Source organism: Methanosarcina mangrovi, from assembly GCF_052057765.1.
Lineage (GTDB): Archaea > Halobacteriota > Methanosarcinia > Methanosarcinales > Methanosarcinaceae > Methanosarcina.
This window is the reverse complement of sequence record NZ_CP195120.1, coordinates 2,579,596-2,597,368: the sequence shown is the minus strand read 5'-3', so window position 1 is coordinate 2,597,368 and position 17,773 is coordinate 2,579,596. Positions and strand designations below refer to the sequence as shown.

Sequence of the window (17,773 nt, the reverse complement as noted above, 5' to 3'; positions counted from 1 at the left end):
TAAGAATGGATTTCGGAAAAAGTTTCCTGGAGGGTTGCTCTGTTTTTCCAGGGTTAAAGAAACTTTCTGCTTGTAATAACAGAGGTACTTTTTTAAAGTTTCTTGAAGAAATATAAGCTGAAAAATTATACGAACTGAAGTATACTAAACGAAGCACACGTAATGAAAGATTGTAAGGAAAAGTAAATTTTAATCAGAGCTAAATTTTTACAAACATCAATAACAGCAGTAAATCGGGATATCTGAAGTAAGGGATAATGAGGGTTGAAAATGAGGGTTTACCGGACAAAAAATTATGTACTTTTTGCATTACTTCTGTTTTTAATTCAGGGCTCAGCTTCGGTTCAGGCCGCAGGTGTAACGGACCCGATGGGAGATTTTTCCTATCCTGACATTACGGAGCTTGCCTGTGAGGTCAGAGACGGGTATCTTTATGTCGAAATTAGCTTTGCAGAAAGCCTCGAGGGAGAAGACTGTGCAGGAGCAGTCTTTATTGATACCGATAGGAATTCCGGGACAGGTTACAATAAAGGGATAGGGGCAGACTACGTTTACACCTTCAGTGTTATGAGCATAATCTATTCCGACCCTATTATCTCTGCTGCATTAAATGACGATCCTGTAAGCGAAACCACACTTTCTATTTCCGGAAACAAATTGTTTATTACGCTCCCCCTCAGTATGCTTGGCAACGACGATGGGGACATGGATCTTTTTGTTGCCAGCCATTCCGAACTCATAAAGGCCCTCTTTTTTGACCGGGCCCCTGATTATGGAGTCCTGAACACAAAAACAGGAGAACTCAGCATTCCGGGCCCAACCGGGAGTCCGGATGGAAGTTTTCAGGATCAAACGGGAGATTCGGAAGGTGCGGACATCACAGGAGTTGACATCATGGCACATGATGGAGTCCTTGACCTGCTGTTAACTTATGAGAATGATGTTGAGTCCGGAAGCGGCTTTTATGGAGAAGACATAAACGGCTGGATTTTCATCGATTCGGATCAGAATATAGCAACAGGCTTTACGAATACGGAACAGGCACCTCCCTCTTTTGGAATAGATTACCGCATTGATTATACGATCGGGCCCATGCTCGGAACGGATGCGAGCCTGAAGATTAAAAATGAAGAATCAGATCTGACCCGGACGGGATATACGGAAACAGGAGGTATTTCCCTGGGCGTACCCTACAACGACGCAATGCTCATACCCTCCGGAAACCAGGTATTTCTGAGGCTTCCGTTAGGGCTTCTAGGTTCTGATGACGGAAAAGTCAACCTCGTTGTTGACTCCTTTACGGTCGATAGCTCCCTCTCCGAAGAAATGGAACAGGTCCCTGACTTTGGGAAAGGAGCGCTGGATACCGGGACCGGGAGCTTAAGCCCCCTGCTGACATATACCGAAAATCCCGTAGAGATCAACGATCCTGCCGGGGACTCTACAGGCTTTGGCTATGACGGAGATGACCTCACCCTGGTCGAAGCCGGATACTCAGACAATATCATGCTGCTGACAATTGAATACTCCGAACTCGAACTTGACGACGGGGCGATTACTACCATATTTTTCGACACCGACCAGGGGACAACCCCCCTCCCCGAATATATGCTCGTATACTCCCTTTACAACGGAAAACTGGATGCGGATATTTTCGGGGACGTGGCCGGGACCTACGGCGTAAGGGATGCCGGACATCTGATCAGCATGAAAGGAAACCGTATGTACCTGAGCATTCCCCTTGAGTTCCTGCAAGATGAAGGCAATATGGACATCTACGTTGAAACAGCCCTTGTGCCAAGCAAAGCCGATATCCCCCTTACCGACCAGAGCAGGGAATGGCTTGCAGGAGACGAAGTAAAGACCGGAATCGGCCAGGTTCACATTGACCCCGACAAATTCGGAAGGACGATTTACGATAGGGCACCTGACACAGGCTTCATCCCAATCTCAAAGCAGGGTACGGTGCAAACCGGGCAGAACCAGCAGGCAAATCAAGACAAAGCCCAGCAATTCCCGCAGGACGGACAGGACACCGCCGGCCTGAAAGGAGAAGCCGATACCCGGAATCCTGAAAGTCCGGGCCCAGGAACTTTATTTGCTCTTCTGGCGATGCTTGCAGGATTGTTCACCTTAAAGCGAAAAAATGCCTGAAGCAAAAGAACCCGCATCCGAAAATGCAAAACAGAAAAGTGCAAAACAGAAAAGTGCAAAACAGAAATAAAGCTGTAAAACCAGTTAATGATATGAAAGCTCTCACCTTCGGAGAAGCCCTTTTTGATATCATCAAAGGCACCGCCCATCTCGGAGGTGCCCCCCTTAACCTTGCAGCCCACCTCGCAAAACTGGGAGCAAAACCGGCTGTGCTCACCGCAGTCGGAAAGGATGAGCTTGGCAAAACTCTCCTTTCCAGGGCTGAAGAGATGGGAGTTGACACTTCGTATATCCTGCTTGATGAAAAGAGACCTACAGGGACCGTAACCGTAGAATTACAAGCCGAAGGAATCCCTATTTTCACAATTAATGAAGGCGTAGCCTGGGACGCGATTACCCCGGATGAAAGAGAATTTGAAGCCCTTGCAGCTGAAGAATGGGACGTTTTCTGCTTTGGGACCCTTGCCCAGAGGTCGGAAGAAAACAGGAAGACGCTGAAAAGGCTGCTTTCGGAAATAAAAGCAAAACACTTTTTCTACGATGTAAACCTGAGAGCCGGATTCTACAGAAAGGAATGGATCTTATCTTCCCTTGAACACTGCACAATCCTTAAAATGAATGAAGAAGAGGCAGCAAAAATTTCAGGTATGCTTTTCGGCACCACGTATGCCTGTAGAACTCTCTGCCGCCTGCTTACGGACAGGTACCCGAAAATATCAGTAATCTGCATAACAAAAGGGCCTGAGGGAGCAGCTGTCTATCAGGATGGAGTCTATGAGGAGATAAAAGCCACACCCATCGAAGTTGCAGATACAGTCGGAGCAGGAGATGCTTTTTCGGCTGGATTCCTGTATACCTTTCTTTCAGGGTACGGAGTTTCAAAAGCCGCTTCAGTTGCCATCATGCTTGGGACTTATGTTGCATCAAAACCGGGGTCGGTGCCGGAGTATTCGGAAGAGCTTAGGAAAGAACTGGGAGAAATATGGTACGAAAATAGATAGTTACAGTTACACAATATTGGTAATAACAATACTAAATAAACTGATAACACGAACTCGTTCTTTTTGTTCCTGTGAGTTTGCTGCAATAGACTTGAGAGACTGGAAGATTCGGCGAGCTTCTTTCCTGCAAGCCCTATGATCTGAGAAAGAAGAATTTCGTGGGTTCAAATTCCATCCATTGCACTACATTAGAGGCGATGATCGCAGTAAAGACCATCAGCACCGCCACGCTTCCCTGTTTGAAATAGCGTTCCACCAGGTACTTATCGATGTGTGTGGATAGCGCCCACAGAACGGGCCCGGAACGCATAAATAAGCCAGTACATATCCAGATATTACCGCTTCTTTTTTGGCTCTATATATCCCTGATATCCCTGCATAAAAAATGATTTTTTTTGTACAGAACAGGGCTTTCGGATAGTCTCTTAGTAACTCTAGCATCTCTGTATTTTTATAAATATTTGAGCACTGTATGAATTGTAACAATTATGAATTGAATTGCCACACAATTTCCAAAAACTTAATGAGGATTCTTTTTGTCCTGAAATTTGAAGACAGCAGTGTAAACAATACAGATGTGCGAAGTTATTTAATTTTAAAAAAACATGTATTCCGGAGAGGAAAATGGTAGACACTTCTTTCTCATTGCTTCAAACAAGTCCACAATTTTCAGCCCTGATTTTAATTCTGGTGCTGTGGGAGCTTTTCTGGAAGGGTATAGCTCTATGGAAGGCAGCACGAGAATCTCAGAGATACTGGTTTATCGCCATACTCATTTTGAATACGGCAGGTATTTTACCCATTCTTTATATTTTCTTATTTAAGGAAGGGAAAAGGGGAATATAAATCAAGAAGATCAAATTGCACATCTAACATCGATATTCAGAAAATTAGTTAAAAAGTAGATAGTAAGGTTTTGAGTCTCTATTCTCAAGTCCCTACCTGCGGTCCAACCACTCGATTAAGAGGAAACCCTATTACCCTTAACCTAGACATCTTTATCAGTACTTTTTATTTCGTGTCAACACATTTATTTTTGTGATGACAAATTAAATAGCCTACACATACGCCTTTAACGAAACCAATTAAACCAGCGCCCATAACAACACAAAAAGCTATTTTTGCGACTTTTTTACACATTCTTTTAACCCCATTCATAGATACACCTCTATTATTTTAATTTTCGATTAAGTTTTTCTTTATTCCACGTGTTCTAATATTATAATACTAAATGCGTAAGTACATTTTGTTATGCCTGGCATGTTGTTGAGATCTGCACGCCAACAAAAAATAAGACATATTTTTTTAATTGTAAATATATTCTCAAAACTCTCATTACATCACAACAGTCCCTTCCGATCCTGGAGGTGATCCCCTTAACCTTGCAGCTCACCTCGCAGGATGGAGTTTATGAGGAAATAAAAACCACACCCGTAGAAGTTGCAGATACTGTCGGAGCAGGAGATGCTTTTTCTGCCGGATTCTTGTATGCATTTCTTTCAGGGTGCGGAGTCTCAAAAGCTGCTTCAGTTGCCAGTATGATTGGGATTTTCGTACGCGACTGTAGAACAACAGTAATCCGGTTTTTAAGATGTAAATTTGTATAAATGTTAAATTATTTTCGTCCAATACAAGATCGAAAGAGTTAATTATACATTAAGTATCTGTAAAAACAAAATTATAAATTCTATCGTAAAATATCATTAATAGATAAAATTAGATTCGAGTTTAGTAACCATGAGTGATATTATCATTAATTGTGAACCCCTACTCTAAGTTATAATGAGAGAGTGCCGAAACTGGCACCCCTATCTGGAAAAGGAGAATGGAAACAAGTTTCGGTGGTAAATACATATGAGTGACAACCAGACCCCTGAGCAGAAAGCCAGAAATGAAATTGATAAAAAACTAAATAATGCTGGCTGGATTGTGCAGAAAAAAAGCAAGATAGAGTGGAGTGCTTCAAGGGGTATTGCAGTTAAGGAATATTTGACTGATGTAGGGCCTGCTGATTATGTGCTGTTTGTTGATAAAAGGCCAGTCGGGATAATTGAGGCAAAAAGAGACGAGGAAGGCCACCGATTAACTGTCGTAGAAGAACAATCATCCGAGTATGCTTCAAGTAAGCTAAGGTACCTTAACAATGACCCCCTTCCTTTTGTATATGAAAGTACAGGGGAAATTACACGGTTCACGGATTTTCGCGACCCTAAACCGAGGTCAAGACCTGTTTTTTCTTTTTTCAGCCCGGAGACTTTTGATGAATACTTAAAAAAGAAACCCCTGCGGGAAAGGCTGCTTGACATTCCTGAACTCCTCACCGACGGGCTGCGGGACTGCCAGGTTACAGCGATCTCAAAGCTTGAAAAGTCCTTTAAGGACAACCGCCCGAGAGCTCTTGTCCAGATGGCTACAGGTTCCGGAAAGACCTATACTGCCATAACCTTCATCTACCGATTACTGAAATTTGCGGATGCAAAAAAGGTGCTCTTCCTTGTTGATACCAAAAACCTTGGTGAACAGGCAGAACAGGAATTCATGGCCTATGTACCCAATGACGATAACCGCAAATTTACCGAGCTGTATAATGTGCAGCGCCTGCGTTCCAGTTATATCTCTTCGGACAGTCAGGTGTGCATTTCCACAATCCAGCGGATTTACTCCATCCTGAAGGGCGAAGAGCTGGATGAGAAAATTGAAGAAGAAAACCCTGCCGAGAGGAGATGGCAGCCAAAGGAACCACTTCCTGTAGTATATAATGAAAAGGTTCCCGTTGAAGAATTTGATTTTATCGTTATAGACGAGTGCCACCGCTCCATCTACAACCTGTGGCAGCAGGTTCTGGACTATTTCGATGCTTTTTTGATAGGTTTAACAGCAACGCCGGATAAACGCACTTTCGCGTTTTTTAATGAGAATGTTGTTAGCGAGTACAGCCATGAAGATGCTGTTGCAGATGGCGTGAATGTGGGTTATGATGTGTATACCATTGAGACTGAAATCAGCAAAAACGGGGCAAAGATTGCTGCAAAGGAATTTGTGGACAAACGGGAGAAGCTTACCCGCAAAAAGCGCTGGGAGCAGCTTGATGAAGAGTTCAACTATGATGCACGGAAACTGGACAGGGACGTGGTCAACCCCAGCCAGATCCGGCATGTGATACGGACTTTTAAGGAAAAGCTGCCTGAGATCTTCCCCGGTAGAAATGAAGTCCCGAAAACCCTGATTTTTGCCAAGAGCGATAGCCATGCCGATGATATTATCAATGTAGTCCGGGAAGAGTTTGCGGAAGGCAATGCTTTTTGCAAGAAAGTGACCTATAAAGCCGAAGAAGACCCAAAATCAATATTATCAGCTTTCCGCAATGAATACGACCCCAGAATAGCAGTTACAGTGGATATGATCGCCACGGGCACGGATGTCAAGCCGCTGGAATGCCTGCTCTTCATGAGGGATGTCAAAAGCCGAAACTATTTCGAGCAGATGAAGGGAAGAGGCACGCGGACCCTGGGCTACGATGACCTGAAAAAAGTGACTCCTTCGGCAGTTTCGGACAAGACGCATTTTGTGGTTGTGGACGCAGTTGGCGTTACAAAAACGATGAAAACCGACAGCCGGCCTCTGGAACGCAAGAAAAGCACATCTCTGAAAGACCTGCTTGCAGCAGTAACCTTTGGCGCACAGGACGAAGACCTTTATGTTTCCCTGGCTAACAGGCTGGCAAGGCTGGACCGGCAGCTAAGCGGTGACGAAAGAGCCACTTTTGCGGAAAAATCGAACGGAAAGACCATCAACCAGACCGTCAGGGACCTGCTCTATGCGTATAACCCTGATATTATCGAGCTACATGCCTCCGAAATTAAACAGCTCCAGCCTGAAATTCAGGACGCTGAGGCAAAGAAAAGGGCACATGAGACACTGATTGACCTTGCCAGATCCACTTTTTCCGGCGAGCTGAACGAGTACGTCGAAAACGTCCGCAGAGTCCATGAGCAGATAATCGATACCGTGAACACCGACACCGTCCACAGGGCCGAGTGGGACAAAGACGCTGTGGTAAGGGCGGACGAGCTGATTAACGATTTTAAGGCATATATGGAAGCTAATAAAGAAGAGCTCACAGCCCTGAGGATTTTCTATAACCAGCCCTACCAGCGCAGGGAAGTTACATATGCGATGATAAAAGAAGTGATGGATAAACTGAAACTGGAAAAGCCCCACTTCGCCCCCTTCAGGATCTGGCAGGCTTACGAGCAGCTGGAAAAGGTGAACGGAAACTCCCCGAAAAACGAACTCACAGCCCTGGTTTCCTTAATCCGCAGGATAACTGAAATCGACCCTGTGCTGACCTCCTACGACCAGACCGTGAACCGCAACTTCCAGGACTGGGTATTCAAAAAACAGGCTGGAACCCTCAAGTTCAGTGAAGACCAGATGAACTGGCTCCGCATGATAAAAGATTATGTGGCTAACAGCTTCCATCTGGAAATAGACGATCTTGCTTACTATCCTTTTGACGTTCATGGCGGAAGCGGCAGAATGTACCAGCTCTTTGGCGATGAGATGAATATGATTATCAGTGAATTGAATGAGGCACTGGCGGCGTAAGCAAAAATCGGAAATTAGTAAATATTGTCGTGATGATCGTAATCTTCAAGTGTTATGGTCTTTGCTTCCTCGTCAACAGAAAAAACCAGAACAAAATGTTTGTCAATGTGCACTCTTTTGAGATGGTTCATCGTGGCTCTTAAATTTTTGAATCTAAGCGGATCCTGGATGATTTCTTCTGTTTTATTAAAAATATTTTAAAGTTCTTTTTGATTCTTTTGTGCAAACTTTTCGAATTTGCCATCAAGCTCCTCTCTGATTTTTAAATAATACATAAAAATTAGTAAAGCATTTGATGTAACGCACTGATCGGCAGAGCATATGACAGATGATTTACAGGTAGACTTTGAAAAAAAATGAGTTAGAAATATTACTCTTAGTAATTATACCGCCAGTGTTATATACAGGAACTTACATATTATATATTGTTCACAAGGAACAAAGCTGTAAAATGAAGCAAATTAAGGACAGAGTAAATCCTGGTCCCGCAATGAACTTCATTGATGCGTAAGCTGTAAAATGGAGCAAATTCAAGACGGCTTGAAAACCGATCTAGAAATCTACTTCATTGACGTGTAAGCTTAAAATGAGGCAAATTCAGGATAGCCTGAAAACTGATCCATTATATACTTCATTAATGCGTAGCTATAAGGTGGAGCAAATTAAGGACGGCACGAAAACCGATTCCGAAATAGACTTCATTTATGGCGTAAACTGCGAGATGAAGCAAATTAAGGACAGTCTGAAGCTGATCCCGTAATAAACTTCATTGACACGTAAGCTTAAAATGGAGCAAATTAAGGACAGCCTGAAAACTGACCCGAAATCTACTTCGTTGACGCGTAAGCTATAAGGTGGAGTAAATTAAGGCGGCTTGAAAACCTATCCACAAATTGACTTCATTGATGCTTTTACTGCGAGGTGGAGCAAATTCAGGACAGAGTAAAATCTGATCCAGTAACATACTTCATTGACGCGTAAGCATAAGTTGGAGCAAATTCAGGAAGGTTTGAAAACCTATCCCGTAATTATACTTCATTTATGGCGTAAACTGCGAGATGAAGCAAATCAAGGACAGTCTGAAAGCTGATCCAGTAATAACTTCATTGGCACGTAAACTTAAAATGAAGCAAATTAAAGACGGCTTGAAAACCGATCCCGAAATCTACTTCATTGACGTGTAAGCTTAGAATGAAGCAAATTCAGGACAGAGTAAATCTCAGTCCCGCAAAAACTTCATTGTTGCAGACCAGACCTTGTGAACCCTTTACTCACTCTTTTGATCAAAGTTAAAGCGTACATACCTCATTTCTCTTCCTTTACTACTTTTCCCCATTTCGTTTTAGATGTTTGACAAACGACATCATGAAACTGTTTTGAGGCAAAATGAACAGAATTTTTCTTCGTTTGTGACTCTAATACAGGCAGATATGCCGTTATCAGTTCAAATTTCTTATTAAATTGCTGAAAGGCACAAGTAGACAGTTATTTAATCAACTGACATCTTAAAAGTACTCCAAAATTGATAATGAAAGGTTCGGAGAAAAGTTCGGAGATATATTCGGAAAAAGTTTGAATACAAAATTAAGTGAGTCACTGGCGGCATGAGTATGAATAATTGGATAGAGGAATTCGGAAAAAGTTTGAATACAAAATTAAGTGAGTCACTGGCGGCATGAGTATGAATAATTGGATAGAGGAGATTATTGAAGCTGGAGAAGGGTATCACATCGAGTTTAAAGAATCTCTTGATAAATCGTTTATCGAGGAGGTTTGTGCTTTTGCCAATTCCAGTGGAGGTAAGGTTATCCTCGGAGTTTCCGATAAAGGAATTATAAAGGGAATAAATACCGATAATAATTTCAGATCGAGAATTCAGGATTCCCTTAGACAATTGCAGCCCAATCTTAATGTTGGCATAGAAATCAAAGATAACCTTATCATAGTTGATGTACCGGACGGAAACGACAAACCTTACGCCTGTTCCAGAGGGTTCTTTATTCGAAACGGAGCAAATTCCCAGAAACTTACCCGCAATGAGATTATCGAGTTTTTCCAGAAAGAGGGCAGGGTTCATTTCGATGAGCTGAAAAACGATAAAGCGGTTTTTGAATCCGATTTTGATGAGAAGGCATTTGAAAACTTCCTTAATCTGGCGGGAATTACCCATTCAATTGACAGAATGTCTTTGATGAGAAATCTGGATTGCATAACTGATGATGGAAAATTTACCAATGCCGGAGTTTTGTTCTTTGCCAGAGACATCGATTTTCTGTTAAATCATGCAATTGTTGTCTGTGTTTTGTATAAGGGAACGGAAAAAGTGAATATTCTTGACAAGAAGGATTTCAAGGGAAATATTGTTGAAAACATTAACAATGCAATTCTTTTCGTCAAAAGGCACACAAATGTGCAGTATAAGATTGAGAAATTGCAGCGGGAAGAGATCCCCGATATTCCGGATGTAGCCCTCAGGGAAGCCATTATTAACGCCATCTGTCACCGTGACTATTTTGACAAAAGCGGAAACGTACTTATCGAGGTTTTTGACGACAGAGTCGAGATCTCCAATCCCGGCGGACTGCCGAGCGGCCTGAAACCCTCTGATTTCGGACGCAAGAGCGTTGCCCGCAATCCGCTTATTGCATCCCTCTTAAACCGCATAAATTACATCGAAAAGGTCGGCACCGGAATAAACCGGATTAAACAGGCTGTGGCTGAAAATGAAAGGTCCTCGGTGGAGTTCTCTTTTGATAGTGGTTTTTCCGTCATTTTCCGAAGGTTGAAAGCAATTTCTGAAATTGAGTTAAGTGAAGGTTCGGAGAAAAGTTCGGAGAAAAGTTCGGAGAAAAGTTCGGAGAAAATACTCCACTTTATCTCAGAAAATAAATACATTTCTGCTCAGGAACTAGCCACACTATTAGGGATTAGTTCGCGTGCAGTTGAAAAACAGATTGCAAATCTCAAAGACAAAGGACTTTTAAAAAGGATAGGTCCAGATAAAGGTGGCTATTGGGAAGTTAATCTGGAAAACAGAGAACTTAACTCCTGAGAGTAAATTGGGTGAAAAGTTGGGTGAAAAGTTGGGTGAAAAGTTGGGTGAAAAGTTGGGTGAAAATACTCCGGCTCGTGAACGATGTTATTAACAAGTAAAAGAGGCTTTGACTGATTAAGATGAAAACGATTAAATCTTTAACTGAAGCCGAAATTTCTGAATTACCAAAGCTTCCCGAGGGATGGGTATGGATTAGACTTGATTCCGTCGGAGAGCTATTCTGTGGTCAATCCCCTTCAATTGCAGAAGTGAATCAAGAAAAGCGCGGTGTTCCCTATGTTACTGGTCCTGAGCAATGGGATGGGAGTAAAATTAAAGAAACAAAGTGGACTGAATTTCCTAAACGTTTAGTACCAGAGGGTTGCATTTTTATTACTGTCAAAGGAGCTGGCGTTGGAAAAATATTTCCAGGTGTTTCTTGTGCAATTGGCCGTGATATTTATGCCTTTTTGCCATCTTCTAAAGTTGATTTCAAATATACACTTCACGCTATAAAACATCAAATTGATGTGTTGATAATGAAAGCTCAGGGTGATATACCTGGCTTGTCAAAAAATCATATTCTTGATCATGTTATTGGATTATGTTCATTAGAGGAACAACGCGCCATAGTCTTCAAAATCGAACAACTCTTCAGCGAACTGGACAACGGCATTGCCAACCTCAAACTGGCACAGGAACAGCTCAAGGTTTACCGGCAGGCGGTGCTGAAGAAAGCATTTGAGGGAATGCTGACAAGAGATAGCATAATGATGACTCAAAAAAGAATAGGCGACTTTGCTGAATTAATAACAAAAGGAGCTTCTCCAAAATGGCAAGGGTTCAATTACGTGAATGACGAATCTCAACTTTTGTTCATTACTAGCGAAAATGTTCGAAAGGGCTTTATCGACTTAACGAAAAAGAAATTTTTACCCTTAGGATTTAATGAAAAGCAAAAAAGATCAACTCTCAAAAAAGGAGATGTTTTGTTTAATCTTGTAGGAGCTTCAATTGGGAGAGCTGCCATTTTCAATCAAGAGGTTTTATCCAATATTAACCAAGCAGTTGCAATTATTAGATTAACTGATGATTTGAATAATTCATATCTAACTTATTTCTTGAATGCAGAAATAGCAAAGCAGGATTACCTTAGTAAAGTTGTAGACGTTGCAAGGGCAAACCTGAGTTTAGCAGATGTGAATAATTTAACTATACCTTATTGTTCTCTTCCCGAACAACAAACCATCGTTCAGGAAATCGAAACCCGCCTTTCAGTCTGCGATAAGATCGAACAGGACATTGAAACGAATCTGGAAACAGCCAAAGCACTGAGGCAGAGTATTTTGAAAAAAGCGTTTGAGGGGAAGTTGCTTAATGAAAGGGAACTAGCAGAGGTTTTCGGGGCAGAAGATTGGGAGCCAGCTGAGGTTTTGCTGGAAAGAGTAAAGTCGGAAAGAGCAAGAAAATAATTCTGAGTGATCTAAACCGGAAGTAGTTCTTATGAGAGAAGATGAGATCAAAAAAGGTATCCAGTTAGTATGTGATACATCTAAAGAGATATCCAAACTTTATGAGGACAAAAATGCCTTAGTCGAAAAACTCAATAGTCTATCTAATGAGGATCTGGCTCCACTAAATTATGAGTATAGATCGAAATCAGGGCCGGTTACAGATTTACGTAAAGATGTTTTGAAATATTTGCTAGATGGAAATAAGCTGGATGAACGAACGTTTGATGAATTTATTCTTAAACGCCGCACCGGACAAGAAGATAAATTTATAGCATTTCAAAAGCCATTTTCTATATTTCATCCATTCGTCACTTCTTACGGACACAAACCGTTTAGGGGATTTGTGGAGCAATTCATAGATGAGATAATTGAAAGATTACAATTAAAAGGAAAAGTTAAACACAAGTTTGTTGACTTTCAAGGTGCTAGGTATTTAGGAACCGATAGATCGTGGTTGGCGATTTATAATAGCAAGCATAAGTCTCAAACTACAGCATTACAGCTTTTTGTCGATTTTCAAAATGGTAAGATTAAATATGGTGTTTATCGTTACCCAGAAGTGTATGTAAAAGGACCCGAAGAAAAAAATTCTTCCAATTTTGACTTTGAAGCATTAATATCTCTTTTTGAAGAAAATAAGGAATCGATCCTTAAGGATGAGCCTCAAGAAGACATATTAACTATTCCATTAGCAGGTAGCAAACTGTATAAAATGTCTCATGGGGAATTTAAGACTAATAAATATGCAAATGTTCTTGATATCTTTAAACAAAAACACTGGATTGTCCTTCACGAAAGTACTGCAAAAGGTCAGGCCGAAAAATTCAAAAATAAATTACATGTTGGTGACTACTTATATATCACTGTAGGCGGCGATGAACTCTTTGAAGTAGCAAAAGTCAGTTCAGGCTCCTGGGAATATGTTCCAGAAGATATTATTAATGAAAGCGGTTGGCTCTACAGAGAAGTGGAATACATCAGATCTGCGACAAAACCAGATCCATCTGATCTTAAAAACTATAAAGAGTACATATATCCTAGTGGAAATAGTACTCTAACTGAAATTTCCCCACAAAAATTAGATGACGCAAATAATAGAATATTTAAGCCTCATTTTAGCGTTGAATTTGTTTCAGATGAAACAGAGCCTACAAGAGAAAATGAAAATGAGGTAAATGTTCTGGACAAGTTTCCTTGCAACATCATATTATATGGACCTCCTGGAACTGGAAAGACATACTATACAATTGATTTGGCGGTTGAAATTATAACCGGAAATAATGTCAGTCATGAGGAGAACAAAGAAGTATTCGATGCTCTCAGGAAAGATGGACAGATTGAATTTATTACTTTTCATCAAAACTACAGCTATGAAGATTTTATGATTGGGATTCGTCCTGACCTTAATGAAGCTTCAACTTTGAAATTCCAGCGTAAAGAAGGCATATTCTACAGGATTTGCAAAAGGGCAGAACATAATTATCTTCAGTCGCAGAATCAAAAAGAGATTACCTTGAAAAGGTATGTTCTCATCATTGATGAAATCAACAGAGCCAATATCTCAAAAGTATTTGGAGAGCTTATAACGCTGCTGGAAGAAGATAAACGTCTTGGAGCTAAAAACGAACTCAGGCTCAGTATCCCTGGTGAAGACACTGATTTTGGAATCCCGCCCAACATTTATGTAATAGGGACAATGAATACCGCTGACAAATCGATAGCAATGATTGATATCGCATTGCGAAGGCGCTTTGAATTCCAGGGCTATTTCCCTGATTACAGTAAAGTAGACAGGTTCAGCGGGGATATTCTGAGACACATCAATAATGAGATATATAAACGAAAGAAGTCTGCAGATTACTTAATTGGTCACGGGTATTTCATGAATGGGGACGAACCTCCGGAAACCTCCAAAGTGCTTGAGAACAAGGTGATCCCCTTGCTTATGGAATATTTTTCTGGCAAGACCGAAGTTGTTGAAGAAATATTCAATGGAAGCAAATGGTCCGTTAAATACGATACTGAAAAGTATTGCTGGGAAATCAAGCAGTAAGTTAAACGGTAATCATGATTACTACATTCGAATACGGTAAACAATTTGACGTTGATAACCGTGAAGGGCTTGAATCGTATTTATGCTCCTTATGGAAAGAGTATAAAGAAATCTGGCCAGCCCAGCTTGAAGATGAAAATTCCGATTCAGGCTCCGAATCAGGTCTGGATTCAAATCCAAGTTCAAAATATCAGCCTTTTCTGAGTTTTGATGGTAAAAGGGCCAGAGCAAGGAATTACATCGGGTTCATTCACTTTGAAAACTCTAATATTGAAATATATCCTAAGGTTTTTCAAAACGAACTTAAAGAGCCTGAAACAAGCAAAATCAAAGAGCTGATGCACCGCCATTTATTTTACTGGTTCAGTTACTGTAGAAAAGTAAAGTTCCCGTTTAATCAGACATCTCTTGACCGTTTCGATTTTGAACTGCCTGAGCTGATTCTGTATTTGTTCGCAAAACAGATACATGAAGTAATTAGTATTCGACCTTATTCTGCTTATGAAGAAGTACAGGAAGCTCTGTTCACGCCCAGAGGGAGGATAAACTTTGATCGGTACGCGGCCAGAATGTCTTGCGGAAATTATCACATGATTGACTGCGACTATGAGCCTTTCGTATTTGATAATCTGTTAAATCGTACTATCAAATACTGTACCCGGTTACTTCACTCTAAAACCAGGGTCATCGAAACACAGAGAATCCTGAATGAAATCATCTTTATGCTGGACGAAGTGGACGACCAGGTTTGTTCTGTACAGCAGCTCCAGGTCATCCGGATACCTTCGCTATACAGCGATTACGAAGACGTAATTCAGATCTGCTGCATGATACTGAAAAATCAGGTGTATTCTTATCAGGAGTATGAGTTCAAAAACTGGAGCTTGCTATTTCCGATGGAATATATTTTTGAAGATTTTATCTCGGGCTACATCCGGAAACACTTCAGTAATACATTCAAAGTGGAGCCTCAGAAGTCAGACCTTTACCTGCATACCAGCCCGAATACGTTTAATCTTCAACACGACATCCTGCTCACAAATAAAAAAACAGAGGAGCAGATAATTATTGACACCAAATACAAGCCGAGGTGGAACCTGGAAAAATGCGATTCAAAGAAAGGAATAGCTCAAACTGATATGTATCAAATGATTAGCTATGCCTACAGGCGGGGAACAGATAAAGTACTGCTTATCTATCCGAATACCTCTGATAAGCCGGCAGATGATTCTGTGTTTTTGATTAATAAAGGAACTAAGGATGAAACTATCAAAATCAAAGCTGTAGATGTTCCTTTCTGGTCACTTGATGGTCACTTATCTGTTGAAAAAAAGCTAAAAGCTGAATTAAGAAGTATATTATCTGATGAGTTCTGAACTTTGATTTGTAAAATGATTACTCCTGTTGCTGGCCAGAAAACTGAGGGTGCAATTGAGGGTGCAATTGAAGGAGCAATTGAGGGAGCAGGAAACAAAAATGCAAACTACAGAGTCAAAGGATATCGCCTGTTGATTAATGATACTGTAAGTGATACCGTAAATGATACCGTAAATGATACCATAGATTACCCCCGCAAGCTACCCCTCAAGCTACCCCTCAAGCTACCCCTCAAGCTACCCCTCAAGCTACCCTGCAAGCTACCCCTCAAGCTACCCCTCAAGCTACCCCTCAAGCTACCCCCCAAGTTACCGCGCAAGTTACCGCGTAAGCTACCGCGCAAGCCGGCAATGGATATTGAAAATCAAGTTTCGTAAGGAAGCAAAAACAAAAATATTATTCCAAACCCAAGAGTCCAAACCATGTCTGAAAACACCTCATCCATCGTTTCCAAAGTCTGGAGCTTCTGCAACGTCCTGAGGGACGGGGGCGTGAGCTACGGAGATTATCTGGAACAGTTGACCTATCTCATATTCCTGAAGATGGCGGAAGAGTACAGGAAGCCGCCGTACAACAGGGATATCGGCATCCCGGATAAATATACCTGGGATAATCTGAAACAGCAGCGTGGAGCAGAACTCGATACCCGCTACAAAGAGCTGTTAGAAGAGCTCGGGCAAAAGCCGGGGATGCTCGGGCAGATCTTCCTCAAAGCCCAGAACAAGGTCAGTGACCCTGCCATGCTCTACAAGATCATTGATATGATCGACAAGGAAAGCTGGGTCATGATGGGTGTGGACACAAAAGGAGAGATCTACGAAGGGCTCCTGCAAAAGAATGCAGAAGATACAAAAAGCGGAGCCGGACAGTACTTCACCCCGAGGCCGCTCATCAAGGCAATGGTACAGTGCCTCCGGCCCGAGCCCATGAAAACAATCGGAGACCCCTGCTGTGGCACAGGCGGGTTCTTTTTGGCAGCTTATGACTTCCTTACCTCGCATTACCAGCTGGATCGGGAGCAGAGCCGCTTCCTGAAAAACAAAACTTTCGGTGGAAACGAAATAGTTGCAGGAACCAGACGGCTTGCTTTAATGAACATGTTCCTGCACAACATCGGGGAAATAGACGGGGAGCCAATGATTTCCAATTCTGATGCCCTCATAGCTGATCCGGGCTACCGTTACGATTACATCCTCACAAACCCGCCTTTCGGAAAGAAGAGCAGCATGACCTTCACAAACGAAGAAGGGGAGCAGGAAAAAGAAGACCTCACCTACAACCGCCAGGACTTCTGGACGACCACAAGCAACAAGCAGCTCAACTTTTTGCAGCATATCCATACGATCCTCAAAACCGGCGGGCAGGCAGCAGTCGTACTTCCGGACAACGTCCTCTTTGAAGGCGGAGCAGGAGAGACCATCCGCAAAAAACTTCTTGAAACTACCGACCTGCACACAATCCTGCGCCTGCCGACAGGCATTTTCTATGCAAATGGTGTAAAGGCGAACGTGCTTTTCTTTGAAGCAAAACCAGCATCAAAAGACCCCTGGACAAAAGAAGTCTGGATCTACGACTACCGCACAAATGTGCATCACACCTTGAAGAAAAACCCTATGAAATATTCCGATCTGGAAGACTTTATTAAATGTTACAACCCTGAAAACCGCTACAGCCGCAAAGAAACATGGAGCGAGGAATCTCCCGAAGGCAGGTTCCGGAAATTCAGCTACGATGAAATTGTAGCAAGGGATAAAACGAATCTGGATATCTTCTGGCTCAAGGACAAAAGCCTCGCTGACCTCGATAACCTTCCGGACCCCGATATTCTTGCAAACGAGATAATTGAGAATATGGAGGCTTCACTTGCGAGTTTCAAAGAAATAATGGCTACAATTAACGGTGAAGATGAAGAGAAGTGAAATATCAATTTCTTCTTTTTTCCCTGCCATATAATGGGCTAACCCCCCTGACCTTAAAGAGCAGGGTAGGCCCAAGAAGTCTGTTTATCTCCATAACCCACACCGTGATTCAT

13 protein-coding genes are annotated in these 17,773 nt (G+C 41.9%); 12 read left to right on the top strand and 1 reads right to left on the bottom strand.

Annotation, left to right across the window (positions count from 1 at the left end; all coding sequences use genetic code 11):
• Positions 1-270 precede the first annotated feature (270 nt).
• From ACSAZL_RS11555 to ACSAZL_RS11545, 3 genes are all read left to right on the top strand, one after another.
• A complete protein-coding gene (locus ACSAZL_RS11555) occupies positions 271-2,154 on the top strand; it encodes a hypothetical protein (protein ID WP_440944804.1) in 1,884 nt (627 codons plus the stop codon).
• 53 nt (positions 2,155-2,207) lie between these two features.
• Positions 2,208-3,155 (top strand): carbohydrate kinase family protein, encoded by a 948-nt coding sequence (locus ACSAZL_RS11550; protein WP_440944803.1) that lies wholly within the window; start codon positions 2,208-2,210, stop codon positions 3,153-3,155.
• A 624-nt stretch (positions 3,156-3,779) separates the two neighbouring features.
• A complete protein-coding gene (locus tag ACSAZL_RS11545) occupies positions 3,780-4,001 on the top strand; it encodes a DUF5652 family protein (RefSeq protein WP_440944802.1) in 222 nt (73 codons plus the stop codon).
• Positions 4,002-4,166: 165 nt separating this feature from the next.
• Here ACSAZL_RS11545 and ACSAZL_RS11540 read toward each other — a convergent pair whose 3' ends face one another.
• Positions 4,167-4,313: a hypothetical protein gene (locus ACSAZL_RS11540; protein WP_440944801.1), complete on the bottom strand. Its 147-nt coding sequence runs from the start codon at positions 4,311-4,313 to the stop codon at positions 4,167-4,169.
• A gap of 224 nt (positions 4,314-4,537) precedes the next feature.
• Between ACSAZL_RS11540 and ACSAZL_RS11535 the strand changes: the two genes are divergently transcribed.
• The 9 genes from ACSAZL_RS11535 (at position 4,538) to ACSAZL_RS11495 (ending at position 17,660) form a co-directional block, all read left to right on the top strand.
• Positions 4,538-4,762, top strand: a complete 225-nt coding sequence (locus ACSAZL_RS11535) for a PfkB family carbohydrate kinase (RefSeq protein ID WP_440944800.1) — start codon at positions 4,538-4,540, stop codon at positions 4,760-4,762.
• Between the two features lie 247 nt (positions 4,763-5,009).
• A complete protein-coding gene (locus ACSAZL_RS11530) occupies positions 5,010-7,763 on the top strand; it encodes a type I restriction endonuclease subunit R (protein WP_440944799.1) in 2,754 nt (917 codons plus the stop codon).
• A 637-nt stretch (positions 7,764-8,400) separates the two neighbouring features.
• Positions 8,401-8,523: a hypothetical protein gene (locus ACSAZL_RS11525; RefSeq protein WP_440944798.1), complete on the top strand. Its 123-nt coding sequence runs from the start codon at positions 8,401-8,403 to the stop codon at positions 8,521-8,523.
• Positions 8,524-9,438: 915 nt separating this feature from the next.
• Positions 9,439-10,815, top strand: coding sequence for an ATP-binding protein (locus ACSAZL_RS11520; protein WP_440944797.1), 1,377 nt, complete (start codon positions 9,439-9,441; stop codon positions 10,813-10,815).
• A gap of 122 nt (positions 10,816-10,937) precedes the next feature.
• On the top strand, positions 10,938-12,269 hold the full coding sequence (locus ACSAZL_RS11515) for a restriction endonuclease subunit S (protein WP_440944796.1): 1,332 nt from the start codon (positions 10,938-10,940) through the stop codon (positions 12,267-12,269).
• Positions 12,270-12,300: 31 nt separating this feature from the next.
• Positions 12,301-14,364: an McrB family protein gene (locus ACSAZL_RS11510; RefSeq protein WP_440944795.1), complete on the top strand. Its 2,064-nt coding sequence runs from the start codon at positions 12,301-12,303 to the stop codon at positions 14,362-14,364.
• A gap of 14 nt (positions 14,365-14,378) precedes the next feature.
• Positions 14,379-15,740, top strand: coding sequence for an McrC family protein (locus ACSAZL_RS11505; RefSeq protein ID WP_440944794.1), 1,362 nt, complete (start codon positions 14,379-14,381; stop codon positions 15,738-15,740).
• Between the two features lie 15 nt (positions 15,741-15,755).
• Positions 15,756-16,118 (top strand): hypothetical protein, encoded by a 363-nt coding sequence (locus ACSAZL_RS11500; RefSeq protein WP_440944793.1) that lies wholly within the window; start codon positions 15,756-15,758, stop codon positions 16,116-16,118.
• 45 nt (positions 16,119-16,163) lie between these two features.
• Positions 16,164-17,660 carry an N-6 DNA methylase gene (locus tag ACSAZL_RS11495; protein WP_440944792.1) on the top strand — a complete coding sequence of 499 codons (1,497 nt, stop codon included), beginning with the start codon at positions 16,164-16,166 and terminating at the stop codon, positions 17,658-17,660.
• Positions 17,661-17,773 lie beyond the last annotated feature (113 nt).